Genomic DNA, 17,213 nt, shown 5'->3' on the forward strand with positions numbered 1-17,213 from the left:
ATTTAAATGCTTTTCACTAAGGAGTCACGCTATGAGCACTGTTGATCCAGAAGAATTCCAACGCGAGCAACACCGCGTTGATGACATCATTAAAAAAATTGGCAAGCAAGCCGATCACACTCAAAAACTCTATAATCAAGCTCACAACGAAAGACGTTCCGTCGAAGGTAACTATTCTCAAAATGCCAAAATCAACACCTTCGAAGCCGATGACCGAATTGAAACTAATGCGGAAGTTCAACAGCAAAAGGGCCTGGTTGCCAGTGCCGTTGAAAATGAAACGATTCTCAATCGCCAAGTTGCGACCTATAAACAACTGCAAAAGTCTCCCTACTTTGGACGCATTGATATTCAGGATCCGGACGAATCCGAACCAGAAACCCTTTATATCGGAACTGCTTCATTTACCGATGAACACGAAAATTTTCTCATTTATGACTGGCGAGCTCCTATTTCCAGTGTTTATTACAACGGCAGTCTCGGTAAGGTTTCCTATCAAGCACCTGCCGGTAAAATGACCACCGATTTAATAAAGAAACGCCAATTTTCAATTCAAAACGGTGAAATCGAGAACTTGTTTGATACGAACGAAACCGTTGGCGATGAAATCTTGCAAGAGGTCCTTGGCCAACAAAACGACACGTATATGGCCAACATTGTGGCGACCATTCAAAAAGAACAAAACGATATTATTCGCGATACAACTAGCGATTTACTCGTGGTTCAAGGCGTGGCCGGCAGTGGAAAAACTTCTGCTATCCTTCAGCGAATAGCATTTTTGTTATATCACAGTCGCCAATCACTGGATGCAGAAGAAATTGTGCTGTTCTCACCTAACCGATTGTACAGTCGCTACATTTCTGATGTTTTACCAAGCTTAGGCGAACATAATATGCGGCAGATTACCCTCGCCGACTTTTTGTCCCAGCGTTTCCAAGGGTTAAACGTCGAATCTTTATTTGACCGTTACGAAAAAGATGACCGTCGTTCTGAAGCCCAACAAACAATCAACGCCTTTGAAGAAAGCGCCGAATTCATGCAGCTAATCACTGATTATGTGGCCAATCTCACTGCAGAGGATATTCAGTTTTCTAATGTCTTATTTAAAGAAAAGCCATTTTTTACTGCCGATGAGATTCGCAAAATCTACCAGCAATTGCCTTTGACCATGTCACCTGCTGACCGGTTTTTAAAAACCAAAAATACCCTCATCAAACGATTGAAAAATCGTATTGATCAAGAAGCCAATGCTGATTGGGTTCACGAACAAATTGATCACTTAAGTAATGAGCAATATAACGACTTAACTGGCACCAAAAAGCTTCATGACTTTGAAAGCTACGATGATGAAATTCATTACATCGGTAAAAAAATCGTCTCCAAATACTTTCAGGTCGTTTACGATGCACTCTACAACAATTACTTCGTTGATCCTTATACCCAGTTCACGCAGTTTTTAAAACAGATTAAGCTACCTAAAGAAATCTCAGCTGATGATTGGCAAACACATTGTTTCGCCTTTCAACAGGCCATTGAATTTCACCGCCTACGTTTAGTAGACGCCGCTCCGTTGCTTTTAATGCGTGATTTGATCACTGGTGGAGGTCGTAATCGCCAAATCCAACATATTTTTGTGGATGAAATGCAGGATTACTCACTTGCCCAGATGATTTACTTTAAACATGCCTTTCCAAACGCCAAATTCACATTACTTGGTGACAGTGAACAAGCCCTTTTCAAAAATGTGGAAGCCCCTCAACAATTGTTGGACAATTTAAAGGAAGCTTTCGCCGTTCGCCGAGCTAATTTAATCACTCTGAATCGAAGCTATCGATCGACTTTTCCAATTACAAATTTTGCCAAATCGTTGCTACCAGACGGAGATCAGATTCAAGCATTTAGTCGTGATGGGAGTTTACCAACAATTTTGGTTCGTGACAACTTCACAGAAAGTCGCGAGACACTCATCAAACTCTGTAAAAAACAATTACAAACCTATGGCACTGTGGCAATCTTGACGCGCAATGTGGCAGAAAGTCGCCAAGTATTTGAACAAATTCACCAAGATACCCAGGCTCATTTACTGACCGATGCCGACTTAGCTTTGCCCAAAGGTGTCTTGATCATGCCTATTTACCTGGCTAAGGGGCTAGAATTTGATTCTGTAATTGCCTACAACATCTGTGAAAATAACTATCCTGATGCGAGTTCAACCGGAATCATCTACACCATGGCATCCCGGGCCATGCATGAATTGACTCTGTTGAGTATCGGCCCAGTTTCGCCACTTGTGCAAGAAGCGGTGACTGGAGAAGATAAACTTGTTCAGATTCAATAAAAATAGGCATCCAGCCGCTCTTAAAAAGCGTTTGGATGCCTATTTTGTTTACTAATCTGCTTCATTTTCAACTGATTGAATATCCATTTGGTCATCATCTCGTGTTGAAGACTCATTCTTTTTGGCCTGCCGAACACGTTCGCTAATGTTGACTGGTGTCCCGGCACGGCGTAGATCTGCGAACTCTGCAGTGGCTGTAAAAAGTAAATCACTAGCAGAGTTAACGGCCGTTTCAACTGAATCTTGAATCACACCAATGATGAAACCAACTCCGACGACTTGCATCGCAATGTCATTCGAAATGCCAAACAGGCTACAAGCCATAGGGATTAGAAGTAACGATCCTCCTGCAATTCCTGAAGCACCAGTTGCCGAAATGGCGGATAGTAAACAAAGCAGGAATGCCAATGGAAACGAGACTTCCATTCCGAGGGTGTGCGTTGTCGCTAAAGTCATAATCGAGATGGTCATTGCTGCGCCGCCACTATTTGCAGAAGCTCCCAGTGGAATCGAAATGGCATAAGTTTTCTTGCTTAATCCCAGACGCCGACTAAGATCCATGTTAATTGGAATGTTCACGGCAGAACTTCGTGTAAAGAATGCTGGAATGCCACTTTCACGGAGCGTAAAGAACGTTAACGGATAAGGATTTTGATGGGTCATCAACCACACCATTGCTGGGTAGACAATCAGCGAAACAAACATCATCGAACCCACTACCAATAAGACTAGCTGGCCATATTTTGCCAAACCGACGAGCCCAGATTCTGAAACTGACGTAAAAACGAGGCCGATAATCCCAAATGGTGCCAGCTGAATAATTAACTGAACCACACCTGTCACTGCATTCGAAAGTTCATTGACAACCTGTTTCGTTTGTTTGCTGGCCGCTCGCAAGCCAACACCAATCAAACTTGCCCAGACTAGAATTGCCAAGTATTGACCCTCTACTAGGGCTTTGACGGGATTTTCAATCGCATTGTTAAGGACACCTTTCAGCACAGTCGCAATGCTTTTAGGTACAGCGGTGGTTGCATCTGATACTTTTGGCAAAAGGATTTCAACTGGAAATAGGTAGCTGGCGCCAACTGCTACCACGGCGGCCACCAATGTTGCCACTAAGTACAGAACGACAATTGATCGCATGTGGGTTTTCGAACCCTTTTCGTGTTTGGCCATTGAAGACAGAATTAACAGAAAAACTAACAATGGGGCAATTGCTTTTAGTGAATTGACAAAAAGATCACCAAGGATCGTGATCCAGGTCAAGTGTGGGACCCCCACTCCTAGAACTGCACCAACGATAATTCCAATCAAAATTCGCTTAATCAGCGAAATGCTAGTAAATTTATCCCACATAAGTTTCACATCCATTCTTTTTAGTTATGACCTAGTATATCGGAATATATGATAAAAAGAAACATTTTTTAATTTATTTTTAATTTTTCTCACAAAAACATCACTTTTGAGCAATCATCATCTCCAGTTTTACGCTGGCTTTGCATCTAGATCTAGACACAGAAAAATCCCTTCATGGTTGTCAGATGAATTATATTATTTCATCTGAGAACCATGAAGGGATTACTGTAGATCCAAAACTAGTCATAAGGAACATTTTAAAATTGTATTTTACTTCAGTATTCGTTGAATCTGCATGGCCATCAGCATAACTTCTTCGTCAGGTAATCCATGTCCAAACTTAATATCAATGTACTCCGATATTTTCTTAGCGATTCGATAGGCACGTTCGTTTTGACTTTCAACTATCGCTACCATCGCTGGATCTGCATCATCTAGTAATTTTCCGGCAATTGCACGTTCAACCAAAAACTTCACATGAACCACGCAACGTTGGTAGTTTGGACTGTCTTCATCAAGCTCTCCTTGTGACTGATACTTGATAATATTAACGATCCGTCCAATTATTTGCCCCGCCTTCAAAGCATCTTTCCGTTCATCAGTGCCATTTTCAGCGTTAATCACATGTGCGGCAATATTGGCGGCTTCTTGTTCAGAAAAATCAGTTTTCAACTGTTCATTCATTAACTTAACAGCATACTTACCTACACCAAACTCAGCCGCATAATAAGATTTTATTTCCCAATATACCCGATTAGTAATCGTAATTCCTTGTTGGAATCGTTCCAATGCAAACTTCACATGATCCAGCAGTGATACATATAGCGCATCACTAAGTTTGGCATTTAAATTTGTTTTCGCATAATTAATAATTTGCTGGGTAATATCAATTAATTCAGGAGAGGATTCTGCAATCATCGTCAAAAAACGCTCAACACCAGCATCGTTAACTGGCATAAAAACTTGATCAAAAGATTCATCGGTTACTTTGGCTCCGGGTCGTTTTCCATATCCGATACCTTTCCCAAGCAAGATAAATTCCTTTTGCTTTTCATCTACTGCCAAGACCACACTAGAATTAAGCACTTTTTTGATTTGCATTACAGTCACCCCACTTCCTAAAATTATTAGGCTAAATCCGTTCCATTAGAACGAATAACTTTCTGATACCATGCAAATGAGTCTTTCTTATAACGATTAAAAGTACCCTGACCCAAATCATCTTCATCTACATAAATAAAACCATAGCGCTTAGACATTTGCGAAGTCGAAGCACTAACCAGGTCAATTGGCGCCCAACTTGTATATCCCATCAAATCCACGCCAGCATCGACTGCTTTAATCATTTCTTCAAAATGGCTCCGGAAATAATCAATCCGATAATCATCGTGAATTTTACCATCACTTGTTAACTCATCTTGCGCACCCATTCCATTTTCAACGATGAACAGGGGCTTGTGATAACGATCGTAAAGCTGTAATAACGAAATTCGGAGTCCAACTGGGTCAACTGTCCAGCCCCAATCGGTTGATTTCAGGAACGGATTCTTTCCGCCGACCACGGTGTTGCCACTAGTCAAAGTTAAGTTATTCTCATCATATGCAGAAACCATCGACATGTAGTAACTAAACGACACAAAGTCAACTGTATTAGCAGCCAAAATCTCTAAATCACCATCTGCCATTTTTATGTGTAGATTATTTTCTTTGAAATAATTTAATACTAGCGCAGGATAACGTCCAAACACTTGTACGTCCGCTGCAAAATAATTCATAGTATTCTTATTGAACGAGGCCAAAACGTCTCGCGGATCAGCAGAATTAGCGTAATCCGTTAACTTGGTAAGCATACACCCAACTTGACTCCCTGGAATGATTTCATGACACAATTTAGTAACTAAAGCCGACGCCACAAATTGATGATGGAATGCTTGATATTCATCTTGTAGTAGATTATCCGACTGATCTGGAATAATTCCTGCTGAAGTGAATGGATGGCGTGTCACACTATCGATCTCATTGAAGGTCAGCCAGTATTTTACGTCATCTCGATACGCTGTGAAACAAACCCGACAGAACTTCACAAATAAATCAATCACGCGTCGGTCTGTCCAACCGTTATATTTTTGTGCGAGTGCTAGGGGCATTTCATAATGGGACAGTGTTACTAAAGGCTCAATATTGTATTTATGCATCTCTTTGAAAACAGACTTATAAAAATCAACTCCCGCTTGATTAGGCTCAGTTTCCTCACCCGTTGGAAATAAACGTGTCCAGGCAATTGAAATTCGTAAAGTCTTAAAACCCATCTCAGCAAATAATTGCATGTCTTCTGGATAACGATGATAAAAGTCAATTCCTCTGCGTTTAGGATAATAGGTCGTGTCATCAGTTGTCAACGCTTGTGCGATGCTCTCTTTTGAGATTTGAACTTGCTTCTTGTAGTCCTTAATATTTACATCAGGTTTGTACGTTGCTACATCGGCAACTGAAGGCCCTTTACCATCAACATTCCAAGCACCCTCAACTTGATTAGCAGCAATAGCGCCACCCCATAAAAAATCTTTTCTTAATCCCATTTAGTTAGCCTCCAATTTTGAAATATTCATCACAGCATGTGGTTCAGTGGTTTCAGTTTCATCTACATCAACTGCATAATGGTCCTGATTAGTTACAACCATCATGGTTACTGGGTTATAGCCAGCCTCTTTAATTTTATCCAAATCAAACGTCTCAAGAAGATCACCTTTTTCAACATGATCACCAACTTTAACCTGCACATCAAAGTATTTACCTTTTAATTGTACCGTGTCCAAACCAATATGGAAGAGCAATTCTGCCCCGGCATCAGTTGTCATTCCTAACGCGTGTTTTGTTTCGTAAACCATTTGAATTGTTCCAGAAGTTGGTGCCACTAGCTTTCCTTCAGTAGGTGTAACGGCAATCCCTTTACCTAATAAGCCTTGTGAAAAGACATCGTCCGGAACGTGTGACAATGACATTACTTGACCGGCAACAGGTGCATCTAAATCTTCTTTGGCAATATTAACTTTTGTCGTATCTACTTTCTTATCTGATACTTTTTCGTTTTTCCAAAGAAGCAAACTAGCTACAAAGGAAACTGCAAACGAAATTCCGAAACCGATCATAGCATTTACAATATTCATTGGATTACTCTTGTCTACAAACATTGGTAAACTTGCTAGCCCCGGTCCCACGATTGTAAAACCAGCTAACCCAGTAATCCCAACATAAGTACCACCAACCAAACTTCCGATAATCACACTGCTTAAAGCACGCTTATGCTGTAACGTAACTCCATACAAAGCAGGTTCTGTAATTCCAAACAATGCTGAAATTCCGGCCGAGATTGCTGTAGCCCTCATCCGTGTATCATTTGTCCGTAGTGCAATCGCAAAACAAGTTCCACTTTCAGAAATATTATGGGCTAATGATGCTGGTAGATATAATGTTTCTTTACCAACTGTACTAAATGTTGCAACCACGTAAGGAATCATTGGTTTATGCATCCCTGTAGCTACCATAAATGGTAATGCAGCTGCTAACAAGGCAGTTGCAACCCAGCCTAAGTGCACATTTAAGAATAAAATTGCTGCAACAAAGTACTGTCCAATGACATATCCTAAAGGTCCTAAGAATAATAAAGTTAAAGGGGCTGTAATCAGCATTGACATCATGGGTACGAAGAAAATTCTGATTGGTTTTGGTGAATACTTCGTAAAGAAGCGCTCCATAACCGCATATAATAAAATACTTAAAATTGCTGGAAAAACCTGAGAACTGTATGTCACATTCAAAACATGCATTCCGAACAAGCTTGTACCTTTTTCCAACATCGTCGCCATATCTGGTAAGATCAACACACCTACCGTAGATACTGCCACGAGTGGATTAACATTTAATTTTTGAGCAGCTGTAATCGCTACCAAAAGTGGTAATAAATAAAGTGGCGCGCCACCAATTAAATTAAGAATTTGGTATGTTGAACTCTTGTCGCTCATCCATCCAAACATCACAATCAGCATCAGAACTGACTTTAAAATTCCGCCTCCAGCGATTGCAGGCACTAAGGGTTGGAAGACGCCAATAATAAAATCTAATACAATTTGGCCAATCGATTGTTTTTTTGCCTTGCCGGTTCCCTTGCCATCGCCTAAAAATTCTTGTGTGGCATCGTACATCTCAACCACGTCGTTACCAATAATTACTTGGCATTGTCCTCCAGCAATCACGGCACCAAGCACACCATCAATTTTCTTTAAGCCATCTAAATCAGCTTTATCAAAATCATTTAAGCTGAAGCGCAGCCGTGTTGAACAGTGAATCAAGCTAGCGACATTACCAGCTCCACCAACTTTTTCAATTATTTCTTTTGCACTCTTCTTGAAATCCATTGTAATTCCTCCTCGTATGATATAAACAAAAAAACAGGACCTAAAAGTTACGGACTAATGTCCATATCTTGTTAGATCCTGCCTGCATTACCAGTCACATGTCTATATATATTTATTTTATTTATGTGTTTACTGTAACCGTTTTCTTTTTGCTTGTCAACTGTAAATTTTTCAAAAAAATATTAAAACCAGTCAAAGTACGCAAGAATTACAAATAAAATTAAAAAATATCAACTTTTTTATAGTTCAATTTTATACTTTTTAAAGGAGATTTTTACCAAATAAAAATCTTAAGAAATTGTTTTACACGTAAAGGTGCGTTTGAATATATGCTACTTACTCATAAAGGGTCCTAAATTCCCATTTAAAATGGGTAATTTACCCGCTTTACATGCAACTTATCAGGGTATACAAAAATTTAATTTCTGGTACACTCTTAAAAGTATCAAAAATTAGTTATTGAATATACGGGGGAGTTATTTAGATGGATACAGTACACTTGGAGAAGTTAAATGAGTTGCACGAGGTTGTTGAAAGAAGAACGATCAGTCGGTTTCAAGAAATCGCGGATAATGCGCAAACAATTGATCGAACAGAGATTTGTGAAACCACGACTTATTACATTCATGACACCTCACACTGGGACACCGACTATAACAGCATCGTTTTTGATGCTCATCGCGGTCTTCACAAAACGAAGAAATCAACCAAACAGTTGATAAATAGCTTTGCTCGCTCTAAAGAAGCCAACTTTATGTTAATGCAAGAAATGGGACGCCAACTTGAAGTTAAACGGTGCTGGCCTTATGTATTGGGAAACGTTCAATTCGTGCCAACTAGTGGTGCCACTTATGCTTCAACCAATTGGATCGCGGTCCATCACTTGAAGGACGCTTATCAAGATGTGGATGATGCCAAACGCCTCTATTTACTATTTGACGAGGGCCTCCGTTTAAACGTCAGAATTGATTTAAAACATTTAGAACGAAAACTGACGACTGTCCGCAAATACTATGATTTCCAAGTAAGTTTAGCTAAATTTCTTGGCAACCAATTTACAACCGAATTTGTGGCACCTCAAGCTAATAGTTATCTCTTTACACGCATCCCTAAAACCGCAGAGTTACCAGAAACGGAATACCAAAATTGTCGTGAAATTTTGATGCGAATTCTATTTCAGGTTTGTAAAACCATGAATCCGGAAGAACGGATCAGACTCGATGATATGGAATATTTTTATAATGAGATGCTGAAGGAACGCGGAATGCTGTAGTCCAAAATCGTAGGTTAAACAACACAGCCACATATTTTCGTTTATAATACAAGTAAGAATTATTATAACTGGAGATGATTGGCATGGATTACGAACAAATACACAAAGAAATAATTAATTTTCGTGATGACCGTGGTTGGAAAAAATATCATAATCTAAAAGATTTGGCTTTATCATTGAACTTAGAAGCCAGTGAAGTTTTAGAAATTTTCCAATGGAAGAAAACTGACCATAAATTATCGGATGAGGAACAAAAGCACCTTGAAGATGAACTGGCAGACACTCTAATTTATGCATTTTATATGTGTGATAAACTTGGGGTTAATCCGTACGATATTATTCAAAGCAAATTGAATGTGAACAATAATCGTAAATGGAATTTTGATGACTAGGTGAAACCATGACAAAGTTACATATGATAGAAACTACGTATAATGATTCATTTGAAAAACAGCTTTATAGCGGAAACGATAAAAATGATCACTTTATCAGCAAATTTCCAGTTTTATATGTTATTTACAGTTTAGCCAAGATAAAAAAAGCTTACATTGGTGAAACTAATTCAATCGTACGACGGACAAAACAACATCTCAAAGATGATCATCAATTCAACGCGCTTCAACATATGCTCGTAATTGGTGAAGAAGAATTTAATAAATCTGCGACGGTTAATTTAGAGACACGTTTAATTAACTTATTTTTAGCTGACAATTTTGATCTTTATAATACTAAACAAACAAAAATATTATCCACTAATGACTATTATCAGAAAAGTTACTATGACGATGTTGTATTGAAAGATCTATGGAACGACCTTAGAAAACGTAAGCTTGTAACCGAATCTATCGATTATCTTGAGAATAGCGACGTGTATAAGATCTCACCGTTTAAATCTCTGTCTAGTAGTCAGCTAACTCTAAAAGAAAAAATAATAGAGAATTCACAGAAATGGCTTACAGAGTATCAAACCGACAAAAAACACGCTATTTATATAGTTAAGGGTGAAGCTGGAGTTGGTAAAAGCGTTGTTCTAAGCTCTATTTACAATGAAATACAAAATATTTCACGTAATAAAAATAGTAAAGATGACTCACTCTATGAAACTGATAATTATTTATTGGTCAATCATCAAGAAATGCTCAAGCAATATCATCATTTAGCGAAGCATCTTAAAAATCTATCTAAAAATCATATTCTTAAGCCAACTTCTTTTATTAATGATGTAGATAAAGGAAAACACAAAATTGCGGACGTTACATTAGTTGATGAGGCACATCTTCTTTTGACTTCTAAGGATAAATACAACAACTTTGACTACCAGAATCAGCTTTCTGAAGTAATCAAACGTAGCAAGGTCACCATCCTTTTCTTCGATCCAAAACAATTTCTTAAATTAAAAAGTTACTGGAATGTAGATGATTTGGAACTGTACAAAAAAATGTATAAGAGCAGTAGTTTCGATTTAACAGAACAGTTCCGTATTAATGCCGGCCCAAGTGTCATAAATTGGATAAATGATTTTGTGGATTGCCAAATTGATGATTTTCCAAAAACATTTGAACAAGGTAAACACTACGACTTTAGGATTTTTAATGATGGCAACGAAATGTTTAAAGAAATTAAAAAGAAAAACTCGGAATATAAACTTTCCCGAGTTGTTTCTACATTTGATTACGAATATCACATCCCTAAAAAAGATAAAATTGGTGAAAATTCGGCTACTTATAAAGTGCAAGCAGGTGCTTTAGAGCTACCTTGAACACAACTAATGACAATGATTCATGGGCTGAACGAGATGACACAATTAACGAAGCTGGTTCTATTTACACTATTCAAGGTGCAGATTTAAACTACGTTGGCGTAATCCTTGGTCCTTCTGTTTCATATGACGAAGAAGCTGACAAGGTTAAAATCCTAACAGATAAATATAAAGATACAGATGCTTTTCGTGGCCGGCATGATCTTCCCAATCGTGAAGAAGCCAAACGACAAATTATCCTTAATTCTATTAATGTTTTGATGAAACGTGGCATTCATGGATTGTATATATTTGCTGAAGATGAAAAGCTTCGTAAGAAACTGGTTAGTTTAGGTAGCAACCATTAATTATAATATGACTTAAATAAAATTATAGATTTCATAACTTTATTATTGACCAAACAAAGCTTATTTGATAATCTATCTATAGGCTTGTGAGGACAGTTTGCGTTTGTAAACTGATAGCCGGCTGCAATCACATTTTATAATGAAATGTGATTTTTTGTTGTCTAAAAAAGCATACAACGGCAAAATGTTGTATGCTCACTTTCCTTTGTAAAAATGTAGCTTTTCTTTAATACCCAATATACTAAGCCAGCATTATAACAACCACGCTACCTCCCAAAATTAGTCCAAGCCCCATAAAAGTCCGTAAGTTACCAACTGCTGTGTGTTCTTTAAGCCAAAATATACCAAGTAGTGTTGCAATGATCATATTCATCTGTGATAGAAGAAAAGCGTTAACGAGGCCATTCATTGACATCGAAACAAGATAAGTTCCAGCAGCAACACCAAATAGCATACCAACACCAGTATTAGAACGTATTCGCAACCAATTTACATTTCTGCTTTTATCTAAACCTTTAACTAACAAACAGGCCATCAAAACCATCCCAATTGCTTGGAACAACAAAATTTCTACTGGACTTCCCTTAGAAGCAAGTTTTGGAAAAGCTGAGTAGCCCCAATAACCGATTGTGGTCAAAACTAATATCAAGTAATCCTTTTTATGCGCTGTTTGTTTCTCCGCCATTTTATTACGCTGAACCAGATTTCCCACCGTCAGACCAAATATTATTAAAAGAATGCCTAAAAATCCATATTTTAATTGATTCCCTGTATGCCATTCTCCTAAAAGCAATCCACCGATTAACGTGTTCCCAATAATTTGTAATCCTGTTGATATCGGAAATGTTTTACTAATACCAATCCTTTGATAAGCCCAATATTGGCCATACTGTCCGACACTCCAGAAAATACCAGAAAGCAAGCTAAATAGCATTACATGTGGGCTTATGCTTGGTCTAAAACACATAAAAACAAGTATAGCTACTATCAGTGTTCCCATAGTAGTTCCGAGTAATTGTTCCGTCGCCTTCCCTTTAACATAAAATAAAATAGTAGGCGTAATGCCCCAAATCAGAGCTGGGATTAATCCTATAAATATAGCTAACAATTTAAACACCTCAAAAAAATATCGTCTGTGCACAATTGTCACAAACGACATTTCAACAAATTTACATTATTCCTCTGTAAAACTAAATAAATCTTTCGTACTAGCAACTTTTAAGGTAAGAATATCATAAGGTGCAATCTTGCCTTCAAATTCTATTTCCTCGTCTAAGGAGTTCACCGCAACACTATTCAGTGGCGCTTTAAATTCTACAGATGATCCAGTAGGATTTGATAACCGTACAATAATTGCGCTATCGTCAAAATAATCAGGATAGCATGCACTAACAATCAAATTCTTAGGCGCATCTAATAAACTCAGTGTCATATCCAAGTTTCCATCTGGAGCCAGTCCGTCCTGTAATTTATTGTCCAAACGGTTCTTAAACAAATTTAAGCTTTGAACTTGATAGCTAATCGCTGGACTGGCTATTTCGTCAGACTGTTTAGCAACTGCAAGCTCGTTAAAACTATCATTCACACAAACATCAAATTTAAATTGAAATTTTTGAAACAACTCAGCATCAGGAGTTGCAATCAACGGATGTCCCACTTTTGTTGTATCTCCTGAGGCTCTGCCAGGGCGATTAACTAAATTAGGTTTTCCGAGTTGGCTTGTTGTGGCAAGTAGTGTAAATAACAATTTATCGTCATTTTGCCGATACTCTTTTACATCATTTGAAAAAACCGACATACTATATGATAAATGACTATAAACTGACACATTATCATCAAAAGTCCAATAATTTATTGGCCGTTCTGCAAACTTGTCCTCCCAATTCTTAATTTCTGTTGACTGTCGCGTTAGATATCCAAATGGCACTGAGGCTCGTGCAGGTTCCTCAATTCCTGTTTTAATTCCTAAGGTTAATTGATGATCAGCAACGTTATTATCAAAATCAATTTGAATCTTTATTCTATCGGTTGAGCTCAGTGTCACTTTAACCGTATAACTAAATTTAATGTTAAATTTTTTTGCTTTTCGATCTTCTAATGAGTATGGTAATTCAGTACTTCCGTCTAGAATAAGTTGTTGGATATCGCCAACCGTTTGCACAGAAGCAGAAGAAAATGCCAATTTTATTTTATGATCCTTTAAAAGCGGTGAAAAATCGTAAGTGTCACCAGCATTCCCTCTGTCTTCTAGGAATAGAAAGTCTTTGACGTTTGTTCCATTTGACAAAGCCAAGTTCAAACTTTGTCCGTCAAACGCAACTTCCATACTTTTGTTTCTAATGCTTGTTCCTAATTTATTCTTCAGGTTTAGCACATTTTTATTTTCTTTGTGGAAATTCAAGATTTTATACCCCAAAGCTGGCAACGTCACTTTTACAAGATAATCAGTAATGTAATACCCAGGTTCCGTAATATATTGCTCACCACCCGATACTTCTTCCAAAACATTTTCCCGCTTTTCTACAAATTCTTGATGCATTTGATAAACAGATTTCACATTCTCGAAAGTAATATTCTTATCTGCAGATATTACCTGAACTTTCTGAAATTCAGAGACTTGTGTTGGTAACGGATTAATCATCAAAATTTGGTGTTCTGATAAATCCAAATTTTTACTTATTAATCGTTGAATAGTATTAATAATACTATCTGCAATCTCTTCGCCTTCTTTGAGTCTCTGTAAGATATCGATAGCCACGGAATCAACCACACTTCCAGCAAGACTGTCATGCGCTTGGCTCTTCAAAAGCTTTTTCCAGGCTGCCACCAATACTCCATTACTAAGATTAATCCCACAATGTTTGCCAATGACCATTAAGGGCTCAACCTCATGGATCAGTTTTTTTTCTAAATGACTAGCAGCTAACTTGATATTCATTCGACTGGAACCACAGCTCCGATGAATCCGAGCAAACACTGGATCAATAAATTCACCAACATAATCAGGTCGTTCAATGGTTTTAATTTTATTAATAAAATCAGAATACGTACTTATTTGATAATTATATTTTCCCAGTTGATTTATCTGAGCGACCTTTTTCTCAAAGTCATGAATAATATCCATTTGATCATTTCCTGTTGGAATTAAAACATCAGGTGTTTCTGCCGGTGAATTTTTCTCAATAAATTCTACAGCGGGATCCAATCGATCATCCACATATTTATGAGATGACTCTAATAGCATGCCTGTTCCATAACCCTGTGGCATATCAATGGCAATCACAGATTTAGATTTACTTAGACTCTGCCAATTGAAATAAAAGCCACCAGTTTTTTGGGGGTTAATTCCTCGCCAAAAAACAAAGTTATCTAAGCCGAGATCGTTAAGAATTACAGGTAGTTGACTATTAAACCCAAAAGTATCTGGCAAGTAACCCACTTTCATCGTGGGACCAATCTTATTTGCTTCTAGACGACCAACTATGCCATTTCTTAATAAAGATTCACCCTTAACATGTAACGCATCTGGTTGCGTATACCATGGCCCTATTTTTAATTGACCAGTAGTAACCAGCTGCTTAACTCTTCCTGTCATTTCAGGTCGAATATTGAGATAATCCTCAAAAATCGATAGTTGTCCATCTAATGTAAATGACATTTTAGGATGCTTTTCTAACTCTTGGATAGCATTTGTAAATAACACATCACTGAGAACTAATGAATCTTGCCCTGAAAAATACCATTCTCTATCCCAATGAGTGTGATTAACAAGATAAACTGTTGTTTTTTTCTTAGAAGTCATAACTAATTCTCCCATTGGTCCTCTGAAAAGTATGCATCATCACTACTACTTTGTGTTTCTTCTACTTGTTCTGGTTCCTCTTTAATATCTTTACGGAATAACAAAGTTAAACCAGTAACAATCAGCGTCCCTACTACGATAGCAATAATATAAACCCACCATTTTTCAACAGCGAACCAACCATAAAATCCTGAGATTGGAGCACGGTTTACAGCGCCAAAACCAACTGCAATGGCACTTCCGACAGCGGATCCAATAACGTTTGCTGGAATAACCTTCAAAGGAGACTCAACGGCAAACGGAATTGCTCCTTCACTAACACCAATTAATCCCATTACTAATGACGCATTCCCAGCCTCTCGCAACTCACTATTAAATTTGCGTTTTCCAAGAACTGTTGCTAAACCTAATCCTAGAGGTGGAATAATAATAGCCACCTGAGCCGCAGTATTTGGATCGTAAACACCACTTGTTATAAGTGCCATTGCAGTAGTAACTGCGGCTTTATTAACTGGACCGCCTAAATCAAATCCAACCATTCCACCTACAATTGCTGCTAATAATACTCTGTTTGTTCCTGTCATACCTTTTAACCAGGCAGCCAAACCAGTATTAATGCTGGCAAACGGAATCCCAATTACATACTGAATTAGAAACAGCGTTACAAAAGCCCCAACTACCGGAACAATAAATACTGGCAAGACTGACTTAGCAGCCTCTGGAAGATGAATATGATCAATTAAGAACTTAACCGTATACCCAGCAATAAGTCCAGAAGCCAACGCACCTAAGAATCCAGCGTTCATATTAGCTACCAATAATCCACCAATAATACCAGGTGCAATACCACCTTTATCTGCAATAGAATATGCAATATAGGCAGAAATAATAGGGAACATTAGCCCCAATGCAATACCACCCCAGCCATCATCGACATTCAAAAACCTAATAATCATATTGGCACTTTTAGCCCATTTTGGATCCCAAATATCCGAAATTCCAAAAAATGACGCACCAACACGACTAATTGCCATTAACACAGCTCCAGAAATTACAACTGGAATCATATAAGATATACCAGTCATAATATGTTGTTCTAAAGTTTTACCAAATTTTTTCCAACTCATTCTAATCAGCTCCTTATTTTTGATCGGCTAATTTCAAAGCATCATTAATCACTTTTTCTGCATTCTTGATGGGATCGCTTACATTGATTTGCATAATTTTTTTGCCTTCAAATCGATCGGAATCTCTTACTTTAGTATCTGTTGCAAAAATTACAGCTTCGCCTATTTGAACATCTTTATCTGTTAACTTGTTTCCAATTCCCGTTGCTCCTTGAGTTTCAACCTTAATTAAGACTCCCATCTTTTTAGCTGTTTTAATTAATGCTTTTTCTGCCATATACGTATGTGCCACACCTGTTGCACAAGCTGTAACTGCTAATAATTTTCTTGCCATAATTAATTTCCTCTTTCCATAAATATTTTTTCTAAATCTTCTTTTGAACTTGCTGATTCTAACTTTTCGCGAACATCATCGTCCATCAGAGTACTTGCCAGTTCTGACAATAATTTTAAATGTTCATTATCACCATCATCGGGAATTGCAAGTAAAAATACATAGCTAACTGGTTTATCATCTAATGCATTCCACTCAACGGGATGCGCCAACTTTGCAATAGCAACAGCTGATTTTGTTACTGTTTCTGCCTTACCATGAGGAATTGCAATTCCTCCACCAATCCCAGTGGTCCCTTCGACTTCGCGTTCATTTACAGCTTCAATATACTTTTGTTTGTCTGAAATTACACCATTTTCTAAATATACATCTGCCAGTTGGTCAATAACCGCATCTCGGCTATTCGCCACCAAATTAAATTTAACTAATTTAGGTTGCACAATTTTTGAAACTGCCATT

At 37.8% G+C, this 17,213-nt stretch carries 14 protein-coding genes; 5 read left to right on the forward strand and 9 right to left on the reverse strand.

Translation table 11 applies throughout. The features are described 5' to 3' along the window. Positions 1 to 31: 31 nt before the first annotated feature. On the forward strand, positions 32 to 2,338 hold the full coding sequence (gene helD / locus ACLHK8_RS05970) for an RNA polymerase recycling motor HelD (RefSeq protein ID WP_063697267.1): 2,307 nt from the start codon (positions 32 to 34) through the stop codon (positions 2,336 to 2,338). A 51-nt stretch (positions 2,339 to 2,389) separates the two neighbouring features. Here helD and sstT read toward each other — a convergent pair whose 3' ends face one another. The 4 genes from sstT to ACLHK8_RS05990 all read right to left on the reverse strand — a co-directional run bounded on the left by sstT (position 2,390) and on the right by ACLHK8_RS05990 (position 8,112). After that, entirely contained in the window at positions 2,390 to 3,697 is a 1,308-nt protein-coding gene (gene sstT, locus ACLHK8_RS05975; protein ID WP_063697269.1) for a serine/threonine transporter SstT, read from the reverse strand. Between the two features lie 270 nt (positions 3,698 to 3,967). Beyond that, positions 3,968 to 4,798: a PRD domain-containing protein gene (locus ACLHK8_RS05980; RefSeq protein WP_063697271.1), complete on the reverse strand. Its 831-nt coding sequence runs from the start codon at positions 4,796 to 4,798 to the stop codon at positions 3,968 to 3,970. Positions 4,799 to 4,824: 26 nt separating this feature from the next. Continuing rightward, entirely contained in the window at positions 4,825 to 6,276 is a 1,452-nt protein-coding gene (locus ACLHK8_RS05985; RefSeq protein ID WP_063697273.1) for a glycoside hydrolase family 1 protein, read from the reverse strand. After that, positions 6,277 to 8,112: a PTS beta-glucoside transporter subunit IIBCA gene (locus ACLHK8_RS05990; RefSeq protein ID WP_063697275.1), complete on the reverse strand. Its 1,836-nt coding sequence runs from the start codon at positions 8,110 to 8,112 to the stop codon at positions 6,277 to 6,279. It abuts the gene before it with no gap. A gap of 484 nt (positions 8,113 to 8,596) precedes the next feature. Here ACLHK8_RS05990 and ACLHK8_RS05995 point away from each other — a divergent pair, with 484 nt between their 5' ends. The 4 genes from ACLHK8_RS05995 (at position 8,597) to ACLHK8_RS06010 (ending at position 11,491) form a co-directional block, all read left to right on the forward strand. Next, the gene (locus ACLHK8_RS05995; protein ID WP_057774748.1) at positions 8,597 to 9,385 is read left to right on the forward strand and encodes a hypothetical protein; all 789 of its coding nucleotides are present in this window, start codon (positions 8,597 to 8,599) and stop codon (positions 9,383 to 9,385) included. Positions 9,386 to 9,468: 83 nt separating this feature from the next. Continuing rightward, complete coding sequence (locus ACLHK8_RS06000) at positions 9,469 to 9,777, forward strand: nucleotide pyrophosphohydrolase (protein ID WP_063697277.1); 309 nt, start codon at positions 9,469 to 9,471, stop codon at positions 9,775 to 9,777. Positions 9,778 to 9,785: 8 nt separating this feature from the next. After that, positions 9,786 to 11,144 carry a DNA/RNA helicase domain-containing protein gene (locus ACLHK8_RS06005; RefSeq protein WP_434520226.1) on the forward strand — a complete coding sequence of 453 codons (1,359 nt, stop codon included), beginning with the start codon at positions 9,786 to 9,788 and terminating at the stop codon, positions 11,142 to 11,144. Next, a complete protein-coding gene (locus ACLHK8_RS06010; protein ID WP_434520227.1) occupies positions 11,141 to 11,491 on the forward strand; it encodes a DNA/RNA helicase domain-containing protein in 351 nt (116 codons plus the stop codon). Before ACLHK8_RS06005 ends, ACLHK8_RS06010 begins: the two co-directional genes overlap by 4 nt. Positions 11,492 to 11,732: 241 nt before the next feature. Here ACLHK8_RS06010 and ACLHK8_RS06015 read toward each other — a convergent pair whose 3' ends face one another. The 5 genes from ACLHK8_RS06015 to ACLHK8_RS06035 form a co-directional block, all read right to left on the reverse strand. After that, a complete protein-coding gene (locus ACLHK8_RS06015) occupies positions 11,733 to 12,599 on the reverse strand; it encodes a GRP family sugar transporter (RefSeq protein WP_197460021.1) in 867 nt (288 codons plus the stop codon). A gap of 66 nt (positions 12,600 to 12,665) precedes the next feature. Next, on the reverse strand, positions 12,666 to 15,293 hold the full coding sequence (locus ACLHK8_RS06020; protein ID WP_320531972.1) for a glycoside hydrolase family 38 C-terminal domain-containing protein: 2,628 nt from the start codon (positions 15,291 to 15,293) through the stop codon (positions 12,666 to 12,668). 2 nt (positions 15,294 to 15,295) lie between these two features. Next, positions 15,296 to 16,420 carry a PTS fructose transporter subunit IIC gene (locus ACLHK8_RS06025; RefSeq protein ID WP_063697285.1) on the reverse strand — a complete coding sequence of 375 codons (1,125 nt, stop codon included), beginning with the start codon at positions 16,418 to 16,420 and terminating at the stop codon, positions 15,296 to 15,298. Between the two features lie 13 nt (positions 16,421 to 16,433). Next, positions 16,434 to 16,754: a PTS fructose transporter subunit IIB gene (locus tag ACLHK8_RS06030; protein WP_063697288.1), complete on the reverse strand. Its 321-nt coding sequence runs from the start codon at positions 16,752 to 16,754 to the stop codon at positions 16,434 to 16,436. Positions 16,755 to 16,756: 2 nt separating this feature from the next. Next, on the reverse strand, positions 16,757 to 17,212 hold the full coding sequence (locus tag ACLHK8_RS06035) for a PTS sugar transporter subunit IIA (RefSeq protein WP_063697290.1): 456 nt from the start codon (positions 17,210 to 17,212) through the stop codon (positions 16,757 to 16,759). Position 17,213 lies beyond the last annotated feature (1 nt).

It is taken from the genome of Pediococcus sp. M21F004, from assembly GCF_051122535.1.
GTDB lineage: Bacteria > Bacillota > Bacilli > Lactobacillales > Lactobacillaceae > Pediococcus > Pediococcus inopinatus.

Bases quoted from the DNA above. Each gene is read 5' to 3' on its own strand.
- helD (WP_063697267.1), top strand. From the start codon at position 32: ATGAGCACTGTTGATCCAGAAGAATTCCAACGCGAGCAACACCGCGTT.
- sstT (WP_063697269.1), bottom strand. From the start codon at position 3,697: ATGTGGGATAAATTTACTAGCATTTCGCTGATTAAGCGAATTTTGATT.
- ACLHK8_RS05980 (WP_063697271.1), bottom strand. From the start codon at position 4,798: ATGCAAATCAAAAAAGTGCTTAATTCTAGTGTGGTCTTGGCAGTAGAT.
- ACLHK8_RS05985 (WP_063697273.1), bottom strand. From the start codon at position 6,276: ATGGGATTAAGAAAAGATTTTTTATGGGGTGGCGCTATTGCTGCTAAT.
- ACLHK8_RS05990 (WP_063697275.1), bottom strand. From the start codon at position 8,112: ATGGATTTCAAGAAGAGTGCAAAAGAAATAATTGAAAAAGTTGGTGGA.
- ACLHK8_RS05995 (WP_057774748.1), top strand. From the start codon at position 8,597: ATGGATACAGTACACTTGGAGAAGTTAAATGAGTTGCACGAGGTTGTT.
- ACLHK8_RS06000 (WP_063697277.1), top strand. From the start codon at position 9,469: ATGGATTACGAACAAATACACAAAGAAATAATTAATTTTCGTGATGAC.
- ACLHK8_RS06005 (WP_434520226.1), top strand. From the start codon at position 9,786: ATGACAAAGTTACATATGATAGAAACTACGTATAATGATTCATTTGAA.
- ACLHK8_RS06020 (WP_320531972.1), bottom strand. From the start codon at position 15,293: ATGACTTCTAAGAAAAAAACAACAGTTTATCTTGTTAATCACACTCAT.
- ACLHK8_RS06025 (WP_063697285.1), bottom strand. From the start codon at position 16,420: ATGAGTTGGAAAAAATTTGGTAAAACTTTAGAACAACATATTATGACT.
- ACLHK8_RS06030 (WP_063697288.1), bottom strand. From the start codon at position 16,754: ATGGCAAGAAAATTATTAGCAGTTACAGCTTGTGCAACAGGTGTGGCA.
- ACLHK8_RS06035 (WP_063697290.1), bottom strand. From the start codon at position 17,212: ATGGCAGTTTCAAAAATTGTGCAACCTAAATTAGTTAAATTTAATTTG.